The following is a 24,408-nucleotide window of genomic DNA, read 5'->3' on the forward strand; positions in this document are numbered from 1 at the left end:
TCAGGCCCCCTGCTCTTTAAGTTTGGTTAACAGACTGCCAAAGGCCTTGTCGCCCACCCAGAAACGCACCAGGCTGTCGACACCGCGGCTGGTAAGGGTAGCACCGGACAAGCCGTCTACCTGATGAGGGTTGCCCATTTCGGCTGGCCCTTTTACAACCGTGATCGCGATATCACCGTTGGCATCGTAGACTTCTTTGCCTTCCCAGAGTGATTTCCACTTAGGATTATCAACTTCGCCACCCAACCCCGGAGTTTCTGCGTGAGAGTAGAAACCCAGACCTACGATGGTATCCATATCACCCTTGAGAGCGATAAATCCATAGAGCGTTGACCAGAGTCCGTAACCGTGAATCGGCAGAATGATCTTGTCGATTTTGTCATCCTTCTCGATCATGTAGACCGCCGCGTACTTCTCCAGGCGCTTGATGCTGGCAGGATCGTTTTCACCTGCCAGAGCGCTGGAAAGCTCAGGCATCTTAGAAGCCTTACGCTGATCGTAATTGTTCGGATCCAGACCAGCAGCTTTGATTTCAGCCAGCTCAGCGTCGGTCGCAAAACGGCCTGCTTCGAGATTAACGATGCGGGTCGTGATCTGTTTGAACTGCTCTTCAATACTGACGCCGTCCTGTAACAGACCCGCAGCAGCAAGCACGTTCTTTTTCTTGTCTTCTACCTTATTGGCAACCTGCAGAGGCTTGAGTGATACCGCTGCACCGGCAACGATAATTGCACACACCAGACACAGGAGTACTGCAACAATAAGGGTTTTCTGGATGCTGTCGTTATTCGCTGACACGTGTCACCCTCCGGTTTACGTTAGCCTGAACCACGAAGTGATCAATCAGTGGCGAGAACAGGTTGGCAAACAGAATCGCCAGCATCATGCCCTCTGGATAAGCAGGGTTAATTACCCGGATCATCACGACCATCACACCAATCAGTGCACCAAAGAACCACTTACCTTTATTCGTCATGGATGCTGATACCGGATCAGTCGCCATAAAGAACATACCAAAGGCAAAACCACCGACAACCAGGTGCCAGTACCAGGGCATGTCGAACATCGGGTTCGTATCGGAGCCGACAGCATTGAGCAGCAGCGTCATACCGACCATGCCAATCATCACGCCAGCTACGATACGCCATGCCGCAATATTCATCATCAGCAGCACACAGCCACCAATCATGATCGCCAGCGTGCTGACCTCACCCATAGAGCCAGGTACGAAGCCCAGGAAGGCATCCATCCAGGTGATACCAGAATCAACTACCTGCTCTACGCCGCCTTCAGCAGCCAGACCCAGTGCAGTCGCACCGGTGTAACCATCAGCGGCTGTCCAGACAGCGTTACCAGACATCTGAGCCGGGTATGCGAAGAACAGGAATGCACGACCAGTCAGTGCTGGATTCAGGAAGTTCTTGCCGGTACCACCGAAGATTTCCTTACCAATCACCACACCAAAGGTAATACCCAGAGCCACCTGCCACAGAGGAATCGTAGGAGGAAGTGTCAGAGCAAACAGAACAGAGGTGACGAAGAAGCCTTCATTGACCTCATGTCGACGGATAGTTGCGAACAGCACTTCCCAGAAACCACCGACGATGAAAGTCACCGCATAGACCGGCAGGAAGTAAGCTGCACCAAAGACTATGTTATCCCAGATGCTGGAGGCATCATGTCCCGCACCACCAAGAAGCGCGATCAGCCATTCACGCCAGCCTTCAATCGCAGTACCACCACCGGCTGCAATGGCTTCATTCGCCTGCAGACCAATGTTGTACATACCGAAGAACATCGCTGGGAAAGTACACAACCACACAGTGATCATAATACGCTTCAGGTCGATACCGTCGCGCACGTGTGCGGTGTTATTCGTCACATTAGGAGGTGAATACAGACCTGTGTCGATCGCCTCATAAAGTGGGTACATCTTTTCGAACTTGCCACCTTTTACAAAGTGCGGTTCGAGATTATCAAGAATACTACGCAGACCCATGATTAACCCTCCGCTTCAATTCGGGTAAGGTTCTGACGCAGGATTGGGCCGTACTCGTACTTGCCCGGACAGACAAAGCTACACAGAGCCAGGTCTTCTTCGTCCATTTCCAGCGCCCCCAGTGCAATCGCACTTTCCATATCTTCCACAATCAGCGCGCGCAGCAGCTGAGTCGGAAGTACATCAAGTGGCATGATGCGCTCGTAAGCGCCCACCGGGACCATGGCTCGTTCAGAACCGTTTGTTGACGTCGTGAAGTCGAACAGCTTGCTCATCAATTTGGTGATGTAGATAGGCATCACAGAGAAGCGGTCCGCTCCCGGACGGAGGTAATGCAGCATCGGACGCTCGCGCCCTTCCAGCAGCACAGAAACCTGCACGTGGTAACGACCCAGGAATGCCAGATCATCAGCGCCAGTGCGGCCACCGAAAACAGAACCAGAAATCAGACGATTCTCACCGGCTTTCAGTTCGCCAGCGGTCAGATCTGTCAGTGAAGCACCCAGCAGAGTACGCACAAGGCGTGGATTGTTTACCTGCGGACCAGCCAAGGCAACTACGCGCTCGCTGTTAAGTTTACCCGTGGTAAACAGCTGCCCGACAGCAATGACGTCCTGGTAGCCAATCGACCACACAGTGCGCTTTTCGCTGACAGGATGCAGAAAGTGAACATGAGTTCCGGTCAGGCCTGCAGGGTGCGGACCACCGAACTCTTCAGTCTGCTCAACACCGGCCGTCGGTACCGAGGCACCGGGTGCTTTACAGACGTAGGTTTTACCGTCAGTCAGACGGCTGAGCACCTGAACACCCTGCTTGAAGGCGTCAGCCTGAGCAGCGATGACAACTTCCGGGTTGGCCGCCAGCGGGTTGGTATCCATCGCGTTGATGAATACTGCCTGTGGGCGACTGCCAGGAGCAGGTACCTTAGAATAAGGTCGTGTACGCAGAGCAGTCCAGAGACCTGAAGCCACCAGGTTTTCTTCAACCTGTTCAGCCGTCAGCGAGCTGAGCTTGTCTGCGGAGTAACTGGTGAAAGTTTCTTCTTCATTACCGTCTATTTCAATAACAAGAGAGAGAAACTTACGGCGATCACCTCGGTTTACAGCCTTCACGACACCGGAAGCCGGCGCGGTGTACTGCACACCCTCGGTTTTCTTGTCGGTGAATACCACCTGGCCTTTCTTGACTCGATCACCGACCTGAACAGCCATTGTTGGTTTCATACCAACATAATCCGGACCGACAACCGCCACCTGAGTGACTTTTGCACCGTCCGAGATTTTCTGTTCAGGACTACCGGTGATTGGTAAGTCGAGACCTTTTTTAATATTGATCATACGCCTCGCCTAATCACGTTGGGGTCATCCTGCTTCTGACACATACAGATAAGCGCACGGAAGTCAGGCTCAGACCGCCGCACGCAATACTTATCTGTAGCACCGGAATGGGAATACCCCATATCCCAAGTAAAATTTCGCGCTAAGTATAATGACGCAACTGACTTTTATCCACTGACTGCAGGGCCATTGAGGCCATCAATCGACTAAGGCAGTACATCTTTTTTGCAAATTGTATAAAGCTTAGACAAAAAAAAGCCGTTACCAAGGTAACGGCTTTTTTTCTGATTATCCGCGGGCCGGATAAGTCGGATATTCAACACCGCAGACCTGCTGAGCGATGCGGACAACCTGACGGCTGTAGCCGTACTCGTTGTCGTACCAGACATACAGATTCACACGGTTGCCGTTAGCAATGGTTGCTTTCGCATCAACGATGCCAGCGTGCGCATTACCAACGAAGTCAGTAGAAACGACTTCTGGAGAGTTCACCCAATCGATCTGCTTCTGTACAGAAGAGTGCAGAGCCTGATCACGCAGGTACTCATTCACTTCTTCAGCAGTAACGTCCTGCTTGAGGTTCAGAGACAGAATAGCCATAGAAACGTTTGGCGTAGGAACGCGGATCGCGTTACCGGTCAGCAGACCTTTAAGCTCGGGCAGTGCCTTCGCGACAGCCTTAGCCGCACCTGTTTCGGTGATAACCATATTCAGAGGCGCAGAACGGCCACGACGATCACCCTTGTGGTAGTTGTCGATCAGGTTCTGATCGTTCGTGTAAGAGTGAACAGTTTCAACGTGACCATTGTCGATGCCGTACTTATCGTTCATCACTTTCAGTACTGGCGTGATGGCGTTAGTAGTACAGGAAGCCGCAGACAGAATTTTGTCAGACGCTTCGATGTCACCGTTATTGATACCGTACACGATGTTTTTCAGATCACCTTTACCCGGTGCAGTCAGCAGCACACGAGCAGTACCTTTGGCTTCGAGGTGCTGAGCCAGGCCAGCTTCATCACGCCAAACACCTGTGTTGTCGATCACCAGCGCATTGTTGATACCATACTGGGTGTAGTCGATTTCAGCAGGGTTATTTGCGTAGATAATCTTGATGTAAGTACCGTTCGCAACGATCGCTTCTTTTTCGTGGTCGATAGAGATAGAACCACGGAAAGTGCCATGTACAGAGTCACGACGCAGCAGTGATGCACGCTTAACCAGGTCATCGCCTTTACCACGACGAACGACGATAGCACGCAGACGCAGACCGTTACCGCCACCCTCTTTCTCGATCAGGATACGGGCCAGCAGACGACCGATACGGCCAAAACCGTAAAGAACAACGTCGCGGTTCTCGCCCTGATCAGCGCTGTTACCAGCCAGGTCATTCAGCTCTTCAGCCAGGAATTCTTTGATGTCCTTGCCGTTGCCTTCATTGCGGAATTTAACCGCCAGCTTACCCAGATCGATGTGCGCACGCGCAACATCCATCTCAGTCAGAGCCTGAAGCAGTGGGTAGGTATCGTGTACAGAAAGCTCTTCGTTTTCCATGTGACGGACGAAACGGTGTGCTTTCAGCAGGTCGATCACAGAGCGGTTGATAACCGGGCGGCCGTAGATAGAAGAAACAATGCTCTTCTTACGGTAGAGGCCACCGATCAGTGGGATCATAGATTCAGCGATGGTTTCACGGTCCATCCAGTCCTGCAGGCAGGCGTCGCGCATATCTTTGCTCACGGGGTCACCTTACAAAGAAGTTAATAATTAAAGGGGAAAAATCGGTGCCGTATTATGCCGATTTTGCACCCCCGGGACAAATGTTTCATCCCGCCAGCCTGACAGCGCCTGTGGCAGAAGAGGCCTTGCACGAGTGTTAACAGCCCTCAGCCCTTCCGGTACACTTAGCGCCCTTTATCAGAAGACTTACGGAGCAGGCATGGTCAGCCCTATGCAGCCGGACACCCCTGAGCGCGCAGGCGAGCGCCGTTTCTGGGGCCAACTTGAAGGTGCCAGCCAGGCACTCGCAATCAGTACGGCAGCTAGTACCCACACAGGGCTGACCCTGGTGACCACCACCGATACCGGCAGCGCACTCAGGCTGGAAGAAGAGATCCGTTTCTTTGCGCCAGACCTGCCAGTCCTGCACTTTCCGGATTGGGAAATCCTGGCTTACGACGTTTTCTCACCTCACCAGGATATCGTCTCTCAGCGCATCGCGACCCTGAGTCAGTTGCACGACATCCGCCAGGGTGTACTTATCGTTCCCGTCACGACCCTGCTTCATCGCCTGCCCCCTGCCAGCTTTTATCAGGGCCAGACATTTGCTCTGGATGTCGGTCAGACGTTCAATGTCGACAATACCCGCCGGCAGCTGGAGAACGCGGGCTACCATTGCGTCGACACGGTCTATGAACATGGTGAATACGCGGTGCGCGGTTCTATCATGGATATTTTCCCAATGGGGCAGGCTCTGCCCTTCCGGATCGAACTGTTCGATGATGAGATCGAATCCCTGCGGACTTTCGATCCCGACAACCAGAGAACTCTGGATAAAACTGAACAGGTCAGAATTCTTCCTGCCCGGGAATTTCCATTAGATACAGGGGCAATCCGGACCTTTAAGACCCGCTGGTTTGATTTCTTCGAACAGGATCCGAAAGCCTGCAGTGTATATACCGATGTGGCTGGCGGCATAGCTCCCGCCGGAGTTGAGTATTACCTGCCCCTGTTCTTCAGCGATGATCTGGGCAATATTTTTGACCACCTTCCGGACCAGACACTGATCATTCAGGATGCACGACTGGAAGATGCGGCGCGTCATTTCCGCAATGATGTCGAAAACCGCTATGAAAGCCGCCGTTACGATATTCAGCGTCCGCTGGTTGCACCCGCGCATCTGTTTCTGGGTGTCGAGGATCTGTTTCAGAACCTTAATAACTATCCCCGTGTGCAGTGGTATCAGAGCGATCTTCCGGAACGTGCCGGTGCCGTTGCTTACGATACTCAGGCCCTGCCTGACCTGTCCGTCGATTCACGGCTTGATCAGCCATTGCAGCGACTACAGAACTGGCTGGCCGGAGTCGACGGCAAAGTCATTTTCTGCGTTGAATCTGCCGGACGCCGGGAAGCACTGAAAGACCTCCTGCGTCGTATCAGCCTCACGCCGCCGGAGGCAGACTCATGGCCAGAAGCCTGCGCCTCAGACAACAATCACCTGATCATCATTGCCCCGCTTGAAAAAGGCGTCTCGCTCGGACATCAGCTCCATCTGGTGACTGAAAACGATCTGTTCGGACAACGGATCCGTCAGACCCGTCGCCGCCAGAAGCAGAAGACCGACAGCGACATGGTCATCCGCGACCTCTCAGAGTTGAAAGAAGGCGCCCCCGTCGTCCATCTTGATCATGGGGTCGGTCGCTACCTTGGCCTGCAGACTCTCGAAGCCGGCGGCCAGGTCAATGAGTTTGTGGTGCTCGAGTACTCCGGCAACGACAAACTTTATGTGCCTGTGTCTAACCTCCACCTGATTTCGCGCTACGGTGGCGCCGAACAGGAAATGGCGCCCATCAACAAACTGGGGACCGATAAATGGTCAAATGCCAAGCGCAAGGCAGCAGAAAAAATCCGCGACACAGCTGCCGAGCTGCTGGATATCTATGCACGCCGCCAGGCTCGTAAGGGCTTTGCGTTTGATGAGCCAGATACAGACTATGAGCGGTTTGCGGCTGGCTTCCCGTACGAAGAAACTCCTGATCAGCAGGCCGCGATCGAAGCCGTGATCGGTGACATGTGTTCGCCGCGCCCTATGGATCGCCTGGTGTGCGGGGACGTTGGTTTCGGCAAAACCGAAGTGGCCATGCGCGCCGCATTTATGGCAGTGCAGAGCGGTAAACAGGTTGCCGTACTGGTACCGACGACCCTGCTTGCTCAACAGCATTATCAGAACTTTGCCGACCGCTTTGCCGAATGGCCGGTCAAAGTGGATGTACTGTCGCGCTTTAAATCTGCGAAAGAGACCCAGGCCGCGCTGGATCGCATGCTGGAAGGTAAGACTGACATCGTCGTGGGCACGCACAAACTGCTGCAGAAAGACGTGCAGTTTGACCACCTCGGGCTGCTGATCATCGACGAAGAGCACCGTTTCGGTGTCGCACAGAAAGAAAAAATCAAAGCGCTGCGCTCCGAGGTCGATATCCTTACGCTGACCGCCACCCCGATCCCACGGACACTCAATATGGCAATGGCGAGCATCCGCGACCTGTCGATCATTGCCACACCTCCGGCGAAACGCCTGAGTGTGAAAACCTTTGTACGCCAGCAGGACGATGCCACCACCAAAGAGGCCGTGCTGCGTGAGATTCTTCGTGGCGGTCAGGTGTATTACCTGCACAACGAAGTAAAAAGTATTGAGAAGACCGCCCGCGAACTGAGCGAGGCCATTCCTGAAGCACGGATTGGTGTGGCCCATGGCCAGATGTCAGAGCGCGAACTGGAAAGCGTGATGAGCGATTTCTACCACAAACGTTTCAATATGCTGGTGTGTACCACCATCATCGAAACCGGTATCGATATCCCCTCAGCCAATACCATCATTATTGAGCGCGCCGACAAGTTTGGTCTTGCTCAGCTGCACCAGCTGCGTGGTCGCGTTGGTCGCTCACACCACCAGGCCTACGCCTACCTGCTGACGCCACCACCGAAGCAGTTAACCAAAGATGCCGAGAAGCGCCTGGAGGCAATTTCGGCAGCGCAGGATCTCGGCGCGGGCTTTATGCTCGCAACCCACGACCTTGAGATCCGTGGCGCGGGCGAGCTGTTAGGTGACGAGCAGTCTGGTCAGATTGAGACCATTGGCTTCACCCTGTACATGGAAATGCTGGAACAGGCCGTCAATGCCATCCGTTCAGGCAAAGAGCCTTCAGTCGACCTGAGCGCCAGCCATGGTGCCGAAGTCAACCTGCACATTCCTGCACGCATTCCGGATGACTATCTCCCTGACGTTAACAGCCGCCTGACGCTCTATAAACGGATTGCCAGTGCGAAAGATGACCATGCCCTGAAAGAGCTGCAGGTAGAGATGATTGACCGTTTCGGCCTGTTACCTGATCCCGTGAAGAACCTGTTCCGGGTCACCTCTCTGAAGCTGCGACTGCAACCACTGGGAATTTCACGACTGGACGCCAACGACAGCACCGGCCGGATTGAATTTTCAGGTGAGACCGGCGTCAATCCTTTCACCCTGATCAAACTGGTGCAGACTCGCCCCGATGCCTTTAAACTCGACGATGGCAGCTCACTGCGGTTCTACGCCGCAATGGACTCTGTCGACAAACGCTTTACCACTATTGAGCAGGTCCTGACCGATCTGCAGAAGGACCCCAACCTGTGAAAGCTTCACTCGCTGTAATGATGCTTCTATTAACCGGGACAGTGGCTCAGGCCGCCGATCTGTACCGTGTTGAAGTCATGATGTTTGCCTATCTCGATGAACAGAGCGCCCAGAAGGAACATTGGCAGGAGACTCTGGAAACCGAAGAAGAACAGATCATCCCGGATGCCGAGGTAGAAGATCTGCCCGAAGATGACGGGTATGCCGGAGAGTCTCTGCCTGTTGACGACATGACTGAAGAAACTCCCGAGCCGGAGCTTCCCTATCAGCCACTTGAAGAGCTCGAGTTTGCCGACGCGGCAGCGCGATTTGCGTATCGCAATGACATCGCCATTATATGGCACCAGGCATGGGTAGAAGAGATTCAGGACGCAGACAATGCGATCCTGCACGATGTCGACACTGTGCTCGAAGGCGAGCTGAAAGTTCAGGTCTCGGGCTCAGTGCGGCTGCATCGCAGCCGCTACATCCACATCACACCGGACCTCTCGGTTCAGCAATATGTACTGGGCTTTCCTCTGGACGAAACCGACATCCCGGAAGAAACCTCAGAGACGGAAATCACAGAGCCAGCTGCGCCACAGGATCATCCATTTGCAGCATTCCGTATGGAGCCTGAACTGATACAGGAAACAGAAGTAACAGAGCTGGAGCTGGCACCCGAAGAACCTGTCTGGATGCCGCTGCGTGCTGCGCACATCGACCGCAGTCGCCGTATGCGCAGTGACGAGGTGCACTACCTCGACCACCCGCTGCTGGGCATGGTGGTCAAAGTTACCCCTTACGAAGCACCGCCAGAAGAGGAAACCTCTGAGGAGAGTGCGGCGCCTGAGGCAGACCTGAACTGACAGGGTTCTGATCAACGGCACTGAATACAGAAGCGCTGAAACTCACATCCCCTTGAGAGTTTCAGCGATCAGATCCCTGACCTGCCCCATCCCGGAGTCAATCACAGCCTTAATTTCGGCCATAGTGATTTCCCCGTCGCTTTTCCCGGCAGCTGGATTCACAACCAGACAAATACTGGCGTACGCCAGACCCAGCTCCCGGGCTAATGCCGCTTCTGGCATGCCGGTCATGCCCACCAGGTCGCAACCATCACGTTCAAGCCGGACGATCTCAGCCACAGTTTCGAGCCTTGGGCCCTGCGTCGCGGCGTAAACACCATCGTCACTGACCGCCATCTCACGACGGTCAGCCGCGGCAATAATCTGCTGACGCAGCTCTTCGTCGTACGGGTGCGTCAGATCAATATGATCAAGGGGCATAAAGTCACCGTCAAAGAACGTGCCTTCCCGACCCCAGGTGTAATCAACAACCTGATGGGGTATCGCGATACGGCCCGAGACCATATCGCTGCGAATCCCGCCAACAGCATTTACAGCAATCACGTGCGTGGCCCCGAGTTCTTTCAACGCCAGCAGGTTAGCCCGGTAATTAATCTTGTGAGGAGGCACCGCATGAGGGTGTCCGTGACGGGCGAGAAAAAGTACCCGACGTCCATTCCACTGCCCTTCTTCGACCGCAGACGAAGGCTGCCCAAGGCGTGTCTCTGGCGTATGAGTCTGTTGAATTTCAGGGCCTTCTAACTGAGTCAGCCCCGTCCCGCCGATTATCGCAATCGCCGGAGTCTCTTTCTGCACTGTTTCTGTCGTCATTCAATTACCAGTCCGGCTTCACGGAGCAATCCGAGCGCCTGTTGTTTCTTTGATTCCTGCGGCTCAGGACGAGCTACTTTCCAGTCCTGCAGTGAAAGGCTTGCGGCCCCCCGGGCTCGCAGATCACGCACAGCACGCAGCACCTCTGTCGCAGCGGCGCGATTATTACAGACTACCAGCGCGTTCGCACCTGCATGAGCAGCCGCCAGAGAGCGTTGATAGAAATCCCCGCCACTGGCAGCACCGGCCATCGACAGATCATCACTGAAAATGACACCTTCAAACTCAAGCTGCTGACGCAGAATCTGTTGCAACCATATTGGCGAGAACCCCGCCGTGTTATCTGAGTCTACGTCCGGATACACGACATGGGCCGGCATGATTCCGGCGAGCATCCCGTCCCTGATCAGGGAAGCAAACGGACGGATATCGTAATCAAGGGCCTCTCTGGCCCGCGGATCAACGGGCAACTCCAGATGAGAATCGGCGACAACCGCACCGTGTCCCGGAAAATGTTTACCCACCGCTTTCATCCCGGCATCTCTTAATCCCTGACACCAGGCGCCCGCCAGTTCGGTAACGGCCTCAGCATCGTGTCCGAAAGCCCGATCACCGATTACCCGGGAGCAATCCCGTTCAATATCAAGTACTGGAGCAAACGTCAGATCGACACCCTGCCGGGCAAGTTCATACGCCAGTAGCCAGCCCCCGTGACGGGCAAGGCTGAGTGCCGCCGCACGATCGTGCTGATAACAGCCCTCAAATGCCATCATAGGTGCAAAGCGGGTAAAACCATCACGAAACCGCTGTACCCTTCCCCCTTCCTGGTCAACGGTCAGGAGCAGATCCGGACGTAAAGAGGATATATCGTCAGTCAGTGCGCGGAGTTGCTCAGGTGACTGATAATTACGGGCGAAGAAAATAAGGCCACTAAGCTCAGGAGCGAAGATAAACTCCCGGTCTTCAGGCGTCAGCACCGTCCCTTCAATGTTGCTGATGACACCAAGGTCGGTCACAGATTTACGCAATGGATTCTCCTGAAACTGTCTTGCTGAATCCAGACTTCACAGCCCGGCGTGAGCATTTTTTCCAATGCCAGCAGATCGGAATTCCGCATACGGATACAACCGTGCGAACGGGCAATTCCCATAGGCTCTGAATCGGGAGTACCGTGGATGTAGATGAAACGTCTCATCGAATCTACGTTGCCAAACCGGTTAACGCCGGCCTCGAGCCCCTGCAACCAGAAAATACGGGTAAGAATCCAGTCCCGCGCCGGGAACTGACTGGCGAGCTCGGGAGAGTAGATTTCCCCCGTAGGGCGTCGGCCGACAAACACTGAATTAACCGGCAGATCTTTTCCGATCATGGCAACAACACGATGCCAGCCACGGGGAGTACAGCCACTGCCATTTTTCTCACCCGCGCCATTGAGCGCAGTAGACACCTGAAACAGAGTACAGCTGTCTTTCTGTTTAACCCGAAGAATCTGGTCGTCGATGGAAATCTCAACAAGAGTGGACATGCACGCCCCGGCAGATCATGAATCCTGTGATTGTGCCGGTGCCTGCATCCCTCTGGCAAGGAATGGCAACAACAGATCAATGACTTCTGACGTGCTGGTGCTTTTACCGAGGTCGTGCTGAGCCATCGCCGTCAGCGAATCGACACCGCTCAACGTAAACATGGTCGCACCCAGCATAAAGTGGACACGCCAGAACCTGTCTTCATCAGACAGCTCCGGGGTTGCCCGTGACAGAAGCTCAGAGTAGCGACGGAATACGTGACCGTACTCAAGTCGCAGGAAACGACGCAGGTGTCCCTGTCCCTGACTGTATGCCAGGCCGAGCAGGCGCATAAAAATATTCAGCCGGCCAGGTTTATCGGCCCCTGAACGTAGTGACGTCATGGACAGCAGATGAAGCAGAGACATCAGGTCAGGCTCGCTGTTCTGTCTTGAGGCTTCATACTCATTCAGGGCTTTGTCCAGCTCAACCACAAACGGATTGAGAAAGCGTGCAAATACTGCCTGTATCAGGGATTTCTTGGAGCCAAAGTGATAATTCACCGCCGCCAGGTTCACTCCCGCTTTCGCAGTAATATTACGCAGAGAGGTCTCCGCAAATCCCCTTTCGGCAAACAGTTCTTCTGCAGCATCAAGAATGCAGCGCGCAGTATCTTTCTGGGCCATAGTAGCCATCCAACTAACAAGTGTTTCAAACATACGTTTAAAACACTTGTAGCGCAACCCACTATAAAGCGACAGGCTTCACACCATTGGCGACAATCTGTCTGATACTGGGTGTTTACACAGGTAAATTTACTGTATATATTTACAACCACTGTATAAATTAACAGACTGGATAAACATCATGGAAAAGCTCACCGCTCGCCAGCAACAGGTACTCGACCTGATCCGCAGCGCTATCGAAGCGACCGGGTTCCCACCGACCCGTGCGGAAATCGCCGAAGAGCTCGGATTCCGCTCTCCGAACGCCGCAGAAGAACACCTGAAAGCACTGGCACGTAAAGGGGCGATTGAAATGATGCCCGGTGCCAGCCGCGGAATCCGGATTGTCGGCGAGGAAAACCCAGGACTCCCGGTCATTGGTCGCGTGGCGGCAGGTGAGCCTATCCTTGCTGAAGAGCACATTGAAGAATACTGCGAGATCCCTCCGTCCTTCTTCAAACCCGAAGCCGATTTCCTTTTAGAGGTACACGGCGACAGCATGAAGAAAATCGGAATTTTTGATGGAGACTACATCGCCGTCCACAAAACAGAGAGCGCGCGTAATGGCCAGGTGGTCGTTGCCAGAGTCGAAAACGAAGTGACCGTTAAGCGCTACCAGAAAAGCCGTTCTCAGGTGTTGCTCTTCCCTGAAAATGACGACTACGAGCCGATCGAAGTCGATCTTAAGCACCAGGAATTCGCTATCGAAGGCCTTTACGTCGGCGTCATCCGCCGCCACTGATGTCAGGAGCAAAACTATGCGCCAGCTAACCTTTGAAATGTCTGCCGATGTTATTCCGTTCAGCTCCGCTCCCGGTGCAGTGGCGAAAGGCAGCTACACCGAAGTGATTGTCAGCGAAGGCAGTGCGTTACAGCCATTCCAGCTGCTTCCTGTGCTGGCGCACTGCAATGCTCATCAACGTTGGTTACTCTGGTTGAGTCCGGATCAGGCCATGAACAAACAATGGTTGATCAGTGCAGGATTAAAAGATTGTCCAGTGATCCATATGGCAACACGCTACGCAACACAGCGGGAACTGGTGATCAAAGCCCTGAGTTCAGCCAAGAGCCATATCATTCTGGAGTGGGAAGGCGAACTTGAAGTGGAAGAACGCAAAGCTTTGCGTCAGTTAGCCGAACAGCATGGTACCCATCTGTTTCTGATACGTCGGGAAGGGCTGTAAGCCCAATCCCGACCGTCATTCTTATTCAGCAGCGGCGGGCGCTTCTGCTGCTGAGTTTTCTTCACCCAGCTTTTCCATCGCAGCATCCAGCTTCTTCAGCACTTTTTCCAGCGCTGCCTGGTTGTCTTCCATTGAATCGATGGCATCTTTCGTCTGCTCAATCGCCGCTTTTGTTTCAGCCCGCGCCTCTGCGTACGCCTTCTGAAGTTCAGTACGCTCTACGTCGTCACTACACCCGCTGAGGAGCAGGACGGAAACCACAGAAACAGCAAAAATATTCAACGTTTTCATAATCTTTCCTTAATAACGATAAAAACAATCCGGGGCAGAACCCCCGTGCCATCATAGGGTAACCCGTTCGCTGGGGCACCACTTTCGCTTTATTCTGATTCCTTTCGGGCAAAAAAAATCCGGCCTCTGGCCGGATTCTCAAATAAAGTGGCGCAAACGCCTATCAATGCAGACGTTTATCCTGCTCAGGAACGTCGAAGTCGTCACTCTCTACTTCCATACCAGAGAGTTCACCCACCAGACGAACACCCGCCTCCAGCATGACACGGGCAACATCAAGGTGGTGCTCCTGCAGGCTGGCTTTCGCGTCATCGGAGAAATGAATACGCACGAGGGCATCGCCCTCTTGTTCGTCGGCCCGACGCAGAGCGATATCGCCATTAGACAGTTCTACTATTTCAAAAAATCGAGCCATATCCGCCTCTCTCAAGTGGGCGCGGGAGTTTATCACAGGCCCCGAAGCCTCTGAACACTTCTTTTTGAAGGATCAGCTTTCCTGGCGATTCTGTCGCTGACTATCAATCAGTTCAGATAATGCCTGCCACCATTCCCTGACGTCAGGCTTTGACGTTTCAGCAACCGCGATCAGGTTGCCGGACTGAACAACACCACCCTGCCCCACGGGCTCAGGCTGCGCCTGAGCTGAGACCTGACTGAGAAATCCCACCAGCCATGAGTAACTGTCTGCGCGAAGAACCCGCAGCTCGGTCATCTCACCGGTGACGAGCGGTGTGACTTCCAGCAGGTTTTCGAGGGTAGCCACAGGTTTGCGATACCCCGCCATGCCCGCCAGTTCATTGAGGTAAGACACCCAGGCATCGTACATCTGGTATAAAGCGCTTTCGTTCAAAGCATCGACCAGCGCTTTCCCTCTGGACTGGTCTGCCTGATCGAGCAGGAGACGCGCCTGATAGAGCTTCTGATTGGTGAATCCGAGCCACTGACTCATCAGAAATCCAGTCGCAGACCGAAGTGCAGGCCTTCACCCAGTTTGAAGCGTCCACCACGCTCTTCCAGCTTCAGAGACGCCATCCGGAATCCTGTGTACAGGTGAGCACTCGGGATCAGGTTGTACTGAAGCCTGATATCAGCATCGAACATATTTTCAATTTCGGCAAATGAAACCACCGGAGGAGCGTAGTAAGCGTGACCACTCATGCCGAAGTTGCGGTTAAACGGGAAGTTGTAGCGGAAGAAGCCGCCTACACCGATCGCACCGCCGTTGTAATCGTCATTGGTGAAGCCGTAAAGGTTAGCACCAGCACCGATGTACAGGTCTGACTGACGGTTACGTACGTCGACGACGTGTACACCTGCGTTAAGCATATCGCCTTCGTCGGTTTCGTGGAGCAGCGCTGCATTCAGGTGCAGTCCGGTGTCCATACGGGCAGCATCCCAACCGATGCGAGCGGAATCATCCGCCAGACTGATATCCAGTGATCCTCCAGCCAGAGCAGCCGGGCTGGCAAGCATTGCAGACAGTGAAACGAGGCGGGCAACCGCTGAAAACTTAAAGGTCATACAGTGTCCTGTTGTGATTCTTTTTCTGGTGTAGCTGCGCTGAGACCAGCCGCTTGAAACTAAGTTGCATAATACCAGCGTGTTCTGCAGCGGAACAGGTCGGAACAGACAGTAACAGAAGGAGGGATACCGGAGCAGACACGCTGCTCCGGCAACAGAGGCTTGCTTACTTCATCAGATCGAGCAGCAGCTTGTTCAGGCGACTGACATACTGCGCTGGTTGTTTGAGCTGGCTGCCTTCAGCAAGTTTCGCCTGGGCATGAATAACGCTGGCCAGATCGGCAAAGCGCTCTTCGTCCGTTTCCTGATCGAGACGTGCGATCAGCGGGTGCTCCGGATTAACTTCCAGCGCCATTTCAGGGTCCGGGACAGCCTGACCCGCAGCTTCCATCATGCGACGCATGTGCCCACCCATGTCGTACTGGCCGACGACCAGACACGCCGGGGAATCCGTCAGGCGGGAGCTGACCCGTACTTCCTTAACCTCAGATTTAAGCGCTTCCGTCAGGCGTTCAATCAGGGCTTTGTGGCTTTCTTCCAGAGCTTTCTGCTGCTCTTTTTCAGCCTCGTCTGCCAGTTCCTCAAGATCAAGTTCGCCTTTGGTGACGTCCTGGAACGCTTTGCCATCGAAATCATTGAGATGGCCAACCATCCATTCATCCACCCGATCGGTCAGCAACAGCACCTCAACGCCTTTACGACGGAAGTACTCAAGGTGGGGGCTGGCTGCAACCGCTGCGTAGTTATCGCCGGTAATGAAGTAAATCTTTTTCTGACCTTCGCGCATGCGACCAACGTAGTCCGCCAGTGAGACATTCTGTGTCTCGCCTTCACTTCGGGTCGTCGCAAAACGGAACAGGCCAGCGATTTTTTCGCGGTTAGAGAAATCTTCGGCAGGCCCTTCTTTAAGGACTTCACCGAACTGATCCCAGAACGTCTGGTATTTTTCCGGATCGTTTTTCGCGAGTTTTGTCAGCGTATCCAGCACCCGTTTAATCAGCGCTGAGCGCAGGCTGTCGACCTGTTTGTCCTGTTGAAGAATTTCACGGGACACGTTCAGAGACAGATCATTGGAATCCAGCACGCCTTTTACGAAACGCAGGTACAGCGGCAGGAACTGCTCGGCATCGTCCATGATAAATACGCGCTGGACGTATAATTTAAGTCCACGGGTCGCTTCACGATTCCAGATGTCATACGGCGCTTTCGAGGGAATATACAGCAGGCTGGTGTAGTCCAGCTTTCCTTCGACACGGTTATGCATCCAGGTCAGTGGCTCATTCCAGTCATGAGACACATGCTTATAAAATTCTTTGTAGTCTTCGTCTTTCAGTTCATTGCGCGGGCGGGTCCACATGGCCTTCGCCTGATTAACGGCCTCTGGCACAGACGCGTCTTCGCTCTCGTCTTCAGCGTCTTTCTGAACGAAGACAGGAATCGCAATATGGTCTGAATATTTACGGATCAGATTTTCAAGGCGGAAAGTGTCTGCAAATTCGTCACAGTCTTCCTTCAGATGGAGAGTGATTCGTGTACCGCGTTCTGCCTGCGTAATCTGTTCAAGACTGAACTCACCTTCGCCCTCTGATTCCCAGCGTACGCCAGCATCAGACGCTTCGCCCGCTCTGCGGGTTTCTACGGTCACGCGGTCAGCGACGATAAAGGCAGAATAAAAACCTACCCCGAACTGACCAATCAGCTGCGAGTCTTTTTTCTGATCGCCACTGAGCTTGCTGAGAAAATCCGCGGTGCCTGATTTCGCAATGGTACCCAGATGATTAATGACATCATCCCGGTTCATACCAATGCCGTTATCAGCAATCGTCAGGGTACGGGCTGACTTATCGAAACTGATATCTACCCGAAGCTCACTTTGCCCTTCAAACAGAGCATCGTTCTGCAACGCTTCAAAACGCAGTTTGTCGCAGGCGTCGGACGCGTTCGACACCAGCTCTCGCAGGAAAATTTCCTTGTTTGAATACAAGGAATGAATCATCAGATGCAGCAACTGCTTCACTTCAGTCTTGAAACCCAGGGTTTCTTTGCTGGCGGCGTTCATTATCTTCTCCTTCGGAATGGCCACTTCATCAACTGCTTTCAGATATAGGGGTGCTCCGAAGGTTTTCAAGGGCTGAAATTAAGGCATCTGCATTGTTTTTCTGATCAGCCCCCGGCTGAAGGCAGGTCACCACGGCCAATGACCCCGTACCACAGGCGGCCGTCTGTCTGGCATTACCCGGAACAATTCCACCGATGCAGGTCTGCTTCCATGAGCGGTAGCGGCGACTCCATACAGCGAGTCTGCTTGTCCCCAGAGGAGGGTATTTCAGTGTCTTTGATAAGGGAGGATACACCGGCCCGAATGCCAGGTAGGCCGGAGTCATTGCTCGTGACCGGGCAATTTCCCATTCCGTGTGATTGCTGGTTCCGAAGGCAATTCCCGCATGCCGGAGTGCATCAAGATCGGCCCGGCAGAGATCTTCCTGGCCAAGGTGTACACCATCCGGAAATATCTCCAGTGCCAGACGCCAGTCGTCGTTCAACCAGAACGGAACCCCCGCTTTCCGGCAGAGATTAAGCGCGGCCAGCGTCTGTCGACGATATTCTGAATCACGATCTTTTACACGCCACTGAATCGCATCAACCGGAAGCGCCAGCAGAGATTCGAGATGCTCCAGGTTATCAGTGAGTGCGTACAGCCCCAGTTCATTGTCTTTCAAGGGTGGCGGGCGACGAACTCTCGCCACGGGTAACTGATCCAGCGGGGTCACAAGTGGCCAGTCGTCCCCCGTCGCCGGAGGCATGGCCGCGATACAGTTCGGATAAGGCTGCCTGTGATCTGCAGGAAAACCTGCGTCACGCCCCGCCTTCAGAGCGGCGCGGGCCATCACCGAGCCTCGCAACAAAGCGTCATACAGACGTTCTCCGCGTGCCAGTGCTACGGCAATGGCCGCTGAATGATGACTTCCGGTGCCATGTGCCGACCCGCTCAGTCGCTTCTGATGTACGGCAAAGTCACTGAGCACCGCAGTTTCAGGCTCGCCGGGGTGAACCCGGGAATACACCCGGTCAGTGACCCACTCACTCATAGGGTCCGAGTCGCCGCCGCTAATCAGAACCGTATGCGCCCCGGCGTTCTGCAGTCCCCGCGCCAGATCGGCGTCTGTTGCGTAGTTCATGCCCGTCAGCCAACAAGCCTCCTCCCGCGTTGGCGTGATAACCCGCGCACAGGCAATCAGAGACCGCAGTGACGCCTGTGCCTGAGGTAACCCGGCGCCGGTCGCCTGGATTACCGGGTCCCAGATAACTGGCGCCGACATCCAGCGTAACTGGTTCACCAGCCACTCTATGAGTTCGCTGTCGGGCGGTAACCATCCCACCAGGATGGCATCGGGTTGGCCATCTTCCATCGCCGCCTGCCACTGAGCTTCGACAACGCTGACGGGCAGTGCCTGCACTGAGCGCACGCCGTGACTCGACTGAGCAGTCACCGCTGTCACAATACTGCGACACTGACAGACCTGGCCGTTCTCATCCGGCAGAGCCGCCTGCGCCAACGCCGCCTGCAGACCTGCCCCGCCTCGGCTGTCGGACGCACAGACCGCCCAGATCACAGGAGAGGTCATGCGTCTCTCCCCATCGGCTGATGCCAGAACGGCAATCCGGCCACCGCCGTCGACGGGCTGGCTATATCGCGCTCGGCCATCAGCCCCGCCGCCCAGGCCCGGCGGCCTCCGACGACGGCGGCAGAAAAGGCAGCAGCCATCGCCACCGGATCATGAGCGCGGGCCACAGCGGTATTCAACAACACAGCATCAACACCAAGTTCCATCGCCTGCATTGCCTGAGAAGGCCGGCCAATGCCAGCATCAACGACGATAACGGCCTCAGGAAGGCGCTCACGCAGAGTCCGTAGCTGGTAGGGATTCAACAGACCTTTTCCGGTTCCTATCGGCGCAGCCCATGGCATTACCCCATGGCAACCCGCTCTGAGCAGTGCCTCACAGACGACCAGGTCGTCGGTACAGTACGGAAGAACATCAAACCCCTGACGACAAAGCTCAGTCGCCGCATCGACCAGTTCCAGTGTGTGCGGCTGCAGCGTGTAATCGTCGCCAATGACCTCCAGCTTAATCCAGGAGGTACCGAACAACTCCCGCGCCATAACGGCCAGACGGATAGCTTCGCTGGCACTCTGACAGCCAGCGGTATTGGGCAGAAGCCGGGCGTCCGAAGCCGTCATCCAGTCCTGCAATCCGGCCCAATAGCCGTTGTCAGCTACCTCAAGAGCCGTCTGACGCCGCAGAGACACAGTCACAAAACCCGGCTGTGCCGCATCGAGAGCACGAAGCATCACCTCAGGTGACGGGTAGTGGGATGTTCCCAACCAGAGTCGCCCACCGATTTTTTCACGGTTGATGACCAGTGCATCGCTATTGTCTTTCATCATCAACCTCCAGTGATTGCACCCAGGATATCGATCTGATCACCCGGATTCAGCCGATGTTCAGCCCATTCTCCGACAGGCACCAGTGAACCATTCACTGCGACAATAAACCTGCCTTCCCGGAGGTCGTAGCCAAGCTCCTCCAGCAACTGCTGCATCGTCAGACCCGGCTTCAGTGTCGTTGCTTCGCCGTTGATCAGCAGACCATCCATGCATCTCTCCCGTCGGTAATCATGTTGTCTGGCATAAAACCATTACCCAGATGGGGAGCCAGTTTTTCCAGTAATGCCGGTGCGAGCAGATATCCATGCCGGAACAGCCCATTGACGGTAATGGTATCGCCGGTCGTATCAATCATGGGCAGATGATCGGGGAGCGCCGGACGCAGGTTAGTTTCGAGCGACAGAATTCTTGCCTCGGCCATCTGAGGTGCGATCGCCCAGAGAGCAGACAGCATCTCCATCGCAGAGCGGACACTGACCGGAGATCGGTCTTCGCTTTCGATTTCTGTTGCGCCCAACTGATACTTCCCTTCACCACGCGGGACCAGATACAGGTGATAGCGCGGATGCAGAAGGCGCACGGGCCGCTGCAGCCTCACCTCGGGACACTCCACCCAGACCGTTTCGCCGCGAACGCCCCGCAGCCCGGGCACACTTCTGCGCGCCCCTGTTCCGCGGGTATCAATAACGCGATCAGAGCTCAGTGACGTGTCGCCAAGAAGCCAGGCATCACCATGACGATGCACCGGAGAGTCATAAAACCAGTCGGCGCCGGCTTCAATTGCCGCGCTGCGCAGCACCTGCAGCAATTGCCGGTTGTCGATCTGCGCTTCACGGGGCAACCAGAATCCCTGGCTGAAGTGTCCGGCGAGATCGGGCTCCAGAGTCTGGATATCCGCATCACTCAGACGGCGCGCCGAGTCTGCGCCCAGTAATCCATGGCGCCTCATCTCGGCTTCAAACTGAGTCAGCTCTGCCTGATCCGAGGGATGTGCCACAAGAAGGCTTCCCATCGTGTTGTAGGGAATACGGATTCCCGTGTCGTATTGCAGGTCATCCAACAGCTGTGGCCAGAGATCAAGTGACCGGCAACCGTACGAAAACACCCGGTTTCCGCACAGTGGCCGCTCACTGAAAGGCGCGACCATAGCCGCGGCGGTATAAGCTGCACTGACGGGCGTTCCGGGCTGACCCTGCTCATACACTCTGACTCTGTCGCCACGTCGCGACAGCCGCCAGGCGATGAGGCTGCCAAGCAGCCCACCGCCAATCACTATGATGTCAGCTGACATCGGCAGCCTCCGCCGGATGATAAAGCTCGCTCCCCTGATCGCGGAAACTTTGGGCCATATCAGCCATGCCGTTACCTGCAGCACTGTCTCTAATATCCTGCGACAGCTTCATCGAGCAGAATTTCGGCCCACACATAGAGCAGAAGTGTGCGGTTTTGTGACCTTCCTTCGGCATAGTTTCGTCGTGATAGGCGCGTGCCGTCTCCGGATCCAGAGCGAGGTTAAACTGATCCTGCCAGCGGAATTCAAACCGTGCCCGGGACATAGCATCATCGTGCATCTGAGCACCGGGGTGTCCCTTGGCCAGATCTGCGGCGTGGGCGGCAATACGATAAGCAATCAGCCCCTGCTTCACGTCGTCACGATCGGGCAACCCAAGGTGTTCTTTCGGGGTGACGTAGCACAACATGGCGCAGCCGTACCATCCGATCATTGCCGCTCCGATTCCAGAGGTAAAATGGTCATATCCTGGCGCAATATCGGTCGTCAGCGGCCCCAGTGTATAAAACGGCGCCTCTCCACAATGCGCCAGCTGCTCGTCCATATTGGCTTTAATCATATGCATCGGCACATGTCCCGGCCCCTCGATAAAGGTCTGAACGTCGTACTCCCAGGCAATTTTTGTCAGCTCCCCCAGTGTTCGGAGTTCCGAGAACTGAGCAGCATCATTTGCATCTGCGACAGAGCCAGGACGCAGACCATCGCCCAGGGAGAAGCAGACATCATAGGCCTGCATGATTTCGCAAATTTCGCGGAAATGGGTGTAGAGGAAGTTTTCCTGGTGATGTGCGAGGCACCACTTGGCCATGATTGAACCGCCCCGGCTGACAATGCCGGTCACCCGGTTGGCTGTGAGAGGAATGTATTCGAGCAGTACACCGGCATGAATGGTGAAGTAATCGACCCCCTGCTCCGCCTGTTCGATCAGGGTATCCCGGTACACTTCCCAACTCAGATCTTCGGCCACACCGTCGACCTTTTCGAGCGCCTGATACAGGGGAACGGTACCGACAGGCACTGGTGAATTGCGCAGAATCCATTCCCGGGTCTCATGAATATCATTGCCGGTTGAGAGATCCATAATGGTGTCTGCTCCCCAGCGGGTTGCCCACACCATCTTTTCAACTTCTTCCGCGATTGACGACGTCACGGCAGAATTACCGATGTTCGCATTAACCTTGACCCGGAAATTCCGGCCAATAATCATCGGCTCTGCTTCCGGGTGGTTAATATTCGATGGAATAACGGCGCGTCCACGCGCCACCTCAGAACGGACAAACTCGGGTGTAATGACTGCCGGAATTGCAGCCCCGAAAGACTCGCCCGGATGCTGTGTCGCCGTTGCCTGTTCGAGTTGCTGTTGCGACAGCCCAAGATTTTCCCGGATCGCAATGTATTCCATTTCTGGGGTGATAATGCCCTGACGCGCATACCAGAGCTGACTGACATTCCGCCCCGGAAGCGCACGACGCACCTGTGCCCGACGACGGAAATCAGACTGACGCACTGGAATCGCTGATGCGCGCGCCGCGCGGGACGACGGCTCCGCAAGCAACTCAGTGTCTGCTCGCTCCTCAATCCAGGACGCACGTAACGCGGGCAGGCCTTCCAGAATATTCAGCGTCTGACCGGGGTCGGTATAAGGGCCGGAAGTATCGTAGACCGGCAGAGGGGCATTCGCTTCACTACGTCCATCGGCGTAACGGGTGTCACTGAGATGGATCTGCCGCATGCCGACGCGTACATCATTACGCTCGCCAGAGACATATATCTTTTCAGAGGCGGGAAAGGGTTCAAGGGTAAGAAGACTGTTGATGCCTTCTGTCTGATGTTTTTTGGATTCAGCCATGCTCTTCTCCTGGTGTCAGGATCGGGCAGGCAGCGGCGGTACGGAAATCCGCGCACGCGGGTGAGATACCCAGCGGCGGTGACAGCCATAAACTGGCTGGAGACTTCTGTTTCCTACGCTGGCACTAACCAGATCAGGTTCAACGGGACCCGCATTCGCGATCTCAGCCTGTTTGCCAGTTCTTCAGAACCAGCGGTCAGGCACCCCGACAGATGAGCTTGCAGTGTAATCTCTCCGCCTGACGGCGGCAATCACTGAAGTAGTCAGTTACACCATCAGAAAATGTGCACGGGCAGTGGCAATTGGTTGATCAATATCCGTCTGCCAGGCATTGATCGCCACGTTGGCGACCCGGTTTCCCTGACGCCAGACCTGGCACGACGCATAGGTATCCGTGTGCCGGCCCGCACGCAGATAATCCAGAGAAAAGTCGATGATTTTTGGCAATGCGGCGGTCTCATTCATCAACAGCAGATGCAGTGATGCCGACATTTCCATAAAGCCACCAATCACGCCCCCGTGTATCGCCGGCAACATAGGATTTCCAATATTGTCTTTATTTTTCGGCAGCAGAAAGGTTGGCTGCGATCCCATTTCAAATAACTGAACGCCAATGGTATTTGCGTAGGGAATCGCCCGGATAACTGCAGAATAATCACCATCTGCCCGGGCCTGCTGCAGTAGTGCCAGATAATCTTCGGTCGTCATGCAGCTCCTCCTATCTGTTTACCAATGCGCATAAAATTCGCAGTGCAGCGCGCGACTTCTTTGCGCTCGCCATTGATTTCCTGGTACACGTCACAGCGGGTAAACACCACACTTGTCGTCACGCGCACGACTGTCGCCTGAGCGATCAGGTCACTTCCCGGACGGGCCGCACGCATATAATCCACCCTCAGATCGAGCGTCGGACACAGCTCATTGCCTGGCAGGGCAACAAACACCGCGGTGCCGCACGCGGTATCCATCAGAGTCGTCAGGCTGCCACCTGCAACTACGCCACTGGCTGGATTTCCGATGATTTGTTCCGAATATGGAAGAGACATTTGCACGCCATTTTCGTCGCCATGAAGTACAGTCATGCCCAGCACTGTGCAGTGCGGCAGAACTGAGACAAAGCGACTGGCTTTCACCGTCAGGGTGTCAGACATAAATACTCCGCGGCGAACCGCTGTTGTGTGTCACGTAGCTATAGTGAAGCATCAGCAC

General features: G+C 54.8%; 24 protein-coding genes and 1 riboswitch. Of the genes, 4 read left to right on the top strand and 20 right to left on the bottom strand.

Features of this window, described 5'->3' with window-relative positions:
• From Q1L85_RS06310 to Q1L85_RS06325, 4 genes are all read right to left on the bottom strand, one after another.
• On the bottom strand, positions 1 to 798 hold the full coding sequence (locus Q1L85_RS06310; RefSeq protein WP_300424952.1) for a Na(+)-translocating NADH-quinone reductase subunit C: 798 nt from the start codon (positions 796 to 798) through the stop codon (positions 1 to 3).
• On the bottom strand, positions 785 to 1,999 hold the full coding sequence (locus tag Q1L85_RS06315) for an NADH:ubiquinone reductase (Na(+)-transporting) subunit B (RefSeq protein WP_300424950.1): 1,215 nt from the start codon (positions 1,997 to 1,999) through the stop codon (positions 785 to 787). Before Q1L85_RS06315 ends, Q1L85_RS06310 begins: the two co-directional genes overlap by 14 nt.
• A 2-nt stretch (positions 2,000 to 2,001) precedes the next feature.
• A complete protein-coding gene (locus tag Q1L85_RS06320) occupies positions 2,002 to 3,336 on the bottom strand; it encodes a Na(+)-translocating NADH-quinone reductase subunit A (RefSeq protein ID WP_300424948.1) in 1,335 nt (444 codons plus the stop codon).
• Between the two features lie 288 nt (positions 3,337 to 3,624).
• On the bottom strand, positions 3,625 to 5,073 hold the full coding sequence (locus tag Q1L85_RS06325) for a glyceraldehyde-3-phosphate dehydrogenase (RefSeq protein WP_300424946.1): 1,449 nt from the start codon (positions 5,071 to 5,073) through the stop codon (positions 3,625 to 3,627).
• 199 nt (positions 5,074 to 5,272) lie between these two features.
• Here Q1L85_RS06325 and mfd point away from each other — a divergent pair, with 199 nt between their 5' ends.
• Both mfd and Q1L85_RS06335 read left to right on the top strand, forming a co-directional pair.
• Entirely contained in the window at positions 5,273 to 8,725 is a 3,453-nt protein-coding gene (mfd, locus tag Q1L85_RS06330; protein WP_300424944.1) for a transcription-repair coupling factor, read from the top strand.
• Positions 8,722 to 9,573: a CsiV family protein gene (locus tag Q1L85_RS06335; RefSeq protein ID WP_300424942.1), complete on the top strand. Its 852-nt coding sequence runs from the start codon at positions 8,722 to 8,724 to the stop codon at positions 9,571 to 9,573. Before mfd ends, Q1L85_RS06335 begins: the two co-directional genes overlap by 4 nt.
• A gap of 42 nt (positions 9,574 to 9,615) precedes the next feature.
• Here the strand turns inward: Q1L85_RS06335 and Q1L85_RS06340 are convergent, their stop codons facing one another.
• From Q1L85_RS06340 to Q1L85_RS06355, 4 genes are read right to left on the bottom strand one after another with little or no spacing between them, the layout of a single operon-like run.
• Positions 9,616 to 10,383 carry an S-methyl-5'-thioinosine phosphorylase gene (locus tag Q1L85_RS06340; protein WP_300424940.1) on the bottom strand — a complete coding sequence of 256 codons (768 nt, stop codon included), beginning with the start codon at positions 10,381 to 10,383 and terminating at the stop codon, positions 9,616 to 9,618.
• A complete protein-coding gene (gene nagZ / locus Q1L85_RS06345) occupies positions 10,380 to 11,411 on the bottom strand; it encodes a beta-N-acetylhexosaminidase (RefSeq protein ID WP_300424939.1) in 1,032 nt (343 codons plus the stop codon). Before nagZ ends, Q1L85_RS06340 begins: the two co-directional genes overlap by 4 nt.
• A complete protein-coding gene (locus tag Q1L85_RS06350) occupies positions 11,396 to 11,908 on the bottom strand; it encodes a L,D-transpeptidase (protein ID WP_300424938.1) in 513 nt (170 codons plus the stop codon). The genes nagZ and Q1L85_RS06350 overlap by 16 nt, the downstream gene beginning before the upstream one ends.
• Positions 11,909 to 11,923: 15 nt before the next feature.
• On the bottom strand, positions 11,924 to 12,574 hold the full coding sequence (locus Q1L85_RS06355; protein ID WP_300424936.1) for a TetR/AcrR family transcriptional regulator: 651 nt from the start codon (positions 12,572 to 12,574) through the stop codon (positions 11,924 to 11,926).
• A 181-nt stretch (positions 12,575 to 12,755) separates the two neighbouring features.
• Between Q1L85_RS06355 and lexA the strand changes: the two genes are divergently transcribed.
• Positions 12,756 to 13,355: a transcriptional repressor LexA gene (lexA, locus tag Q1L85_RS06360; RefSeq protein WP_300424935.1), complete on the top strand. Its 600-nt coding sequence runs from the start codon at positions 12,756 to 12,758 to the stop codon at positions 13,353 to 13,355.
• A 16-nt stretch (positions 13,356 to 13,371) separates the two neighbouring features.
• Entirely contained in the window at positions 13,372 to 13,797 is a 426-nt protein-coding gene (locus Q1L85_RS06365; RefSeq protein WP_300424934.1) for a SulA-like leucine-rich domain-containing protein, read from the top strand.
• 21 nt (positions 13,798 to 13,818) lie between these two features.
• On the opposite strand, the gene Q1L85_RS06370 is transcribed toward Q1L85_RS06365, so the two are convergent.
• The 12 genes from Q1L85_RS06370 to Q1L85_RS06425 form a co-directional block, all read right to left on the bottom strand.
• Complete coding sequence (locus Q1L85_RS06370; RefSeq protein ID WP_300424932.1) at positions 13,819 to 14,088, bottom strand: hypothetical protein; 270 nt, start codon at positions 14,086 to 14,088, stop codon at positions 13,819 to 13,821.
• A gap of 163 nt (positions 14,089 to 14,251) precedes the next feature.
• Positions 14,252 to 14,503 carry a hypothetical protein gene (locus Q1L85_RS06375; RefSeq protein ID WP_300424931.1) on the bottom strand — a complete coding sequence of 84 codons (252 nt, stop codon included), beginning with the start codon at positions 14,501 to 14,503 and terminating at the stop codon, positions 14,252 to 14,254.
• Positions 14,504 to 14,575: 72 nt separating this feature from the next.
• On the bottom strand, positions 14,576 to 15,037 hold the full coding sequence (locus tag Q1L85_RS06380) for a DUF6586 family protein (protein WP_300424930.1): 462 nt from the start codon (positions 15,035 to 15,037) through the stop codon (positions 14,576 to 14,578).
• Positions 15,037 to 15,609 carry a YfaZ family outer membrane protein gene (locus tag Q1L85_RS06385; RefSeq protein WP_300424929.1) on the bottom strand — a complete coding sequence of 191 codons (573 nt, stop codon included), beginning with the start codon at positions 15,607 to 15,609 and terminating at the stop codon, positions 15,037 to 15,039. Before Q1L85_RS06385 ends, Q1L85_RS06380 begins: the two co-directional genes overlap by 1 nt.
• 166 nt (positions 15,610 to 15,775) lie before the next feature.
• Entirely contained in the window at positions 15,776 to 17,668 is a 1,893-nt protein-coding gene (gene htpG / locus Q1L85_RS06390; RefSeq protein ID WP_300424927.1) for a molecular chaperone HtpG, read from the bottom strand.
• A 28-nt stretch (positions 17,669 to 17,696) separates the two neighbouring features.
• Positions 17,697 to 19,235: a bifunctional hydroxymethylpyrimidine kinase/phosphomethylpyrimidine kinase gene (locus Q1L85_RS06395; protein WP_300432631.1), complete on the bottom strand. Its 1,539-nt coding sequence runs from the start codon at positions 19,233 to 19,235 to the stop codon at positions 17,697 to 17,699.
• Entirely contained in the window at positions 19,232 to 20,059 is an 828-nt protein-coding gene (locus Q1L85_RS06400; protein WP_307726801.1) for a thiazole synthase, read from the bottom strand. Before Q1L85_RS06400 ends, Q1L85_RS06395 begins: the two co-directional genes overlap by 4 nt.
• On the bottom strand, positions 20,059 to 20,268 hold the full coding sequence (thiS, locus tag Q1L85_RS06405; protein ID WP_300424925.1) for a sulfur carrier protein ThiS: 210 nt from the start codon (positions 20,266 to 20,268) through the stop codon (positions 20,059 to 20,061). The genes Q1L85_RS06400 and thiS overlap by 1 nt, the downstream gene beginning before the upstream one ends.
• The gene (gene thiO, locus Q1L85_RS06410) at positions 20,253 to 21,350 is read right to left on the bottom strand and encodes a glycine oxidase ThiO (RefSeq protein WP_300424924.1); all 1,098 of its coding nucleotides are present in this window, start codon (positions 21,348 to 21,350) and stop codon (positions 20,253 to 20,255) included. Before thiO ends, thiS begins: the two co-directional genes overlap by 16 nt.
• Positions 21,340 to 23,199: a phosphomethylpyrimidine synthase ThiC gene (thiC, locus tag Q1L85_RS06415; protein ID WP_300424923.1), complete on the bottom strand. Its 1,860-nt coding sequence runs from the start codon at positions 23,197 to 23,199 to the stop codon at positions 21,340 to 21,342. Before thiC ends, thiO begins: the two co-directional genes overlap by 11 nt.
• Positions 23,200 to 23,292: 93 nt before the next feature.
• Positions 23,293 to 23,417, bottom strand: a riboswitch (TPP riboswitch).
• A gap of 49 nt (positions 23,418 to 23,466) precedes the next feature.
• Positions 23,467 to 23,907 (bottom strand): PaaI family thioesterase, encoded by a 441-nt coding sequence (locus Q1L85_RS06420; RefSeq protein ID WP_300424922.1) that lies wholly within the window; start codon positions 23,905 to 23,907, stop codon positions 23,467 to 23,469.
• Positions 23,904 to 24,350, bottom strand: a complete 447-nt coding sequence (locus Q1L85_RS06425; protein ID WP_300424921.1) for a PaaI family thioesterase — start codon at positions 24,348 to 24,350, stop codon at positions 23,904 to 23,906. Before Q1L85_RS06425 ends, Q1L85_RS06420 begins: the two co-directional genes overlap by 4 nt.
• Between the last annotated feature and the right edge of the window lie 58 nt (positions 24,351 to 24,408).

This window comes from uncultured Thalassolituus sp. (assembly GCF_950066645.1).
Classification (GTDB): Bacteria; Pseudomonadota; Gammaproteobacteria; order Pseudomonadales; family Oceanobacteraceae; genus Thalassolituus.

Bases quoted from the DNA above. Each gene is read 5' to 3' on its own strand.
- Q1L85_RS06315 (WP_300424950.1), bottom strand. From the start codon at position 1,999: ATGGGTCTGCGTAGTATTCTTGATAATCTCGAACCGCACTTTGTAAAA.
- Q1L85_RS06320 (WP_300424948.1), bottom strand. From the start codon at position 3,336: ATGATCAATATTAAAAAAGGTCTCGACTTACCAATCACCGGTAGTCCT.
- mfd (WP_300424944.1), top strand. From the start codon at position 5,273: ATGGTCAGCCCTATGCAGCCGGACACCCCTGAGCGCGCAGGCGAGCGC.
- Q1L85_RS06340 (WP_300424940.1), bottom strand. From the start codon at position 10,383: ATGACGACAGAAACAGTGCAGAAAGAGACTCCGGCGATTGCGATAATC.
- Q1L85_RS06350 (WP_300424938.1), bottom strand. From the start codon at position 11,908: ATGTCCACTCTTGTTGAGATTTCCATCGACGACCAGATTCTTCGGGTT.
- Q1L85_RS06355 (WP_300424936.1), bottom strand. From the start codon at position 12,574: ATGGCCCAGAAAGATACTGCGCGCTGCATTCTTGATGCTGCAGAAGAA.
- lexA (WP_300424935.1), top strand. From the start codon at position 12,756: ATGGAAAAGCTCACCGCTCGCCAGCAACAGGTACTCGACCTGATCCGC.
- Q1L85_RS06365 (WP_300424934.1), top strand. From the start codon at position 13,372: ATGCGCCAGCTAACCTTTGAAATGTCTGCCGATGTTATTCCGTTCAGC.
- Q1L85_RS06370 (WP_300424932.1), bottom strand. From the start codon at position 14,088: ATGAAAACGTTGAATATTTTTGCTGTTTCTGTGGTTTCCGTCCTGCTC.
- Q1L85_RS06375 (WP_300424931.1), bottom strand. From the start codon at position 14,503: ATGGCTCGATTTTTTGAAATAGTAGAACTGTCTAATGGCGATATCGCT.
- Q1L85_RS06380 (WP_300424930.1), bottom strand. From the start codon at position 15,037: ATGAGTCAGTGGCTCGGATTCACCAATCAGAAGCTCTATCAGGCGCGT.
- Q1L85_RS06385 (WP_300424929.1), bottom strand. From the start codon at position 15,609: ATGACCTTTAAGTTTTCAGCGGTTGCCCGCCTCGTTTCACTGTCTGCA.
- htpG (WP_300424927.1), bottom strand. From the start codon at position 17,668: ATGAACGCCGCCAGCAAAGAAACCCTGGGTTTCAAGACTGAAGTGAAG.
- Q1L85_RS06395 (WP_300432631.1), bottom strand. From the start codon at position 19,235: ATGACCTCTCCTGTGATCTGGGCGGTCTGTGCGTCCGACAGCCGAGGC.
- Q1L85_RS06400 (WP_307726801.1), bottom strand. From the start codon at position 20,059: ATGATGAAAGACAATAGCGATGCACTGGTCATCAACCGTGAAAAAATC.
- thiS (WP_300424925.1), bottom strand. From the start codon at position 20,268: ATGGATGGTCTGCTGATCAACGGCGAAGCAACGACACTGAAGCCGGGT.
- thiO (WP_300424924.1), bottom strand. From the start codon at position 21,350: ATGTCAGCTGACATCATAGTGATTGGCGGTGGGCTGCTTGGCAGCCTC.
- thiC (WP_300424923.1), bottom strand. From the start codon at position 23,199: ATGGCTGAATCCAAAAAACATCAGACAGAAGGCATCAACAGTCTTCTT.
- Q1L85_RS06420 (WP_300424922.1), bottom strand. From the start codon at position 23,907: ATGACGACCGAAGATTATCTGGCACTACTGCAGCAGGCCCGGGCAGAT.
- Q1L85_RS06425 (WP_300424921.1), bottom strand. From the start codon at position 24,350: ATGTCTGACACCCTGACGGTGAAAGCCAGTCGCTTTGTCTCAGTTCTG.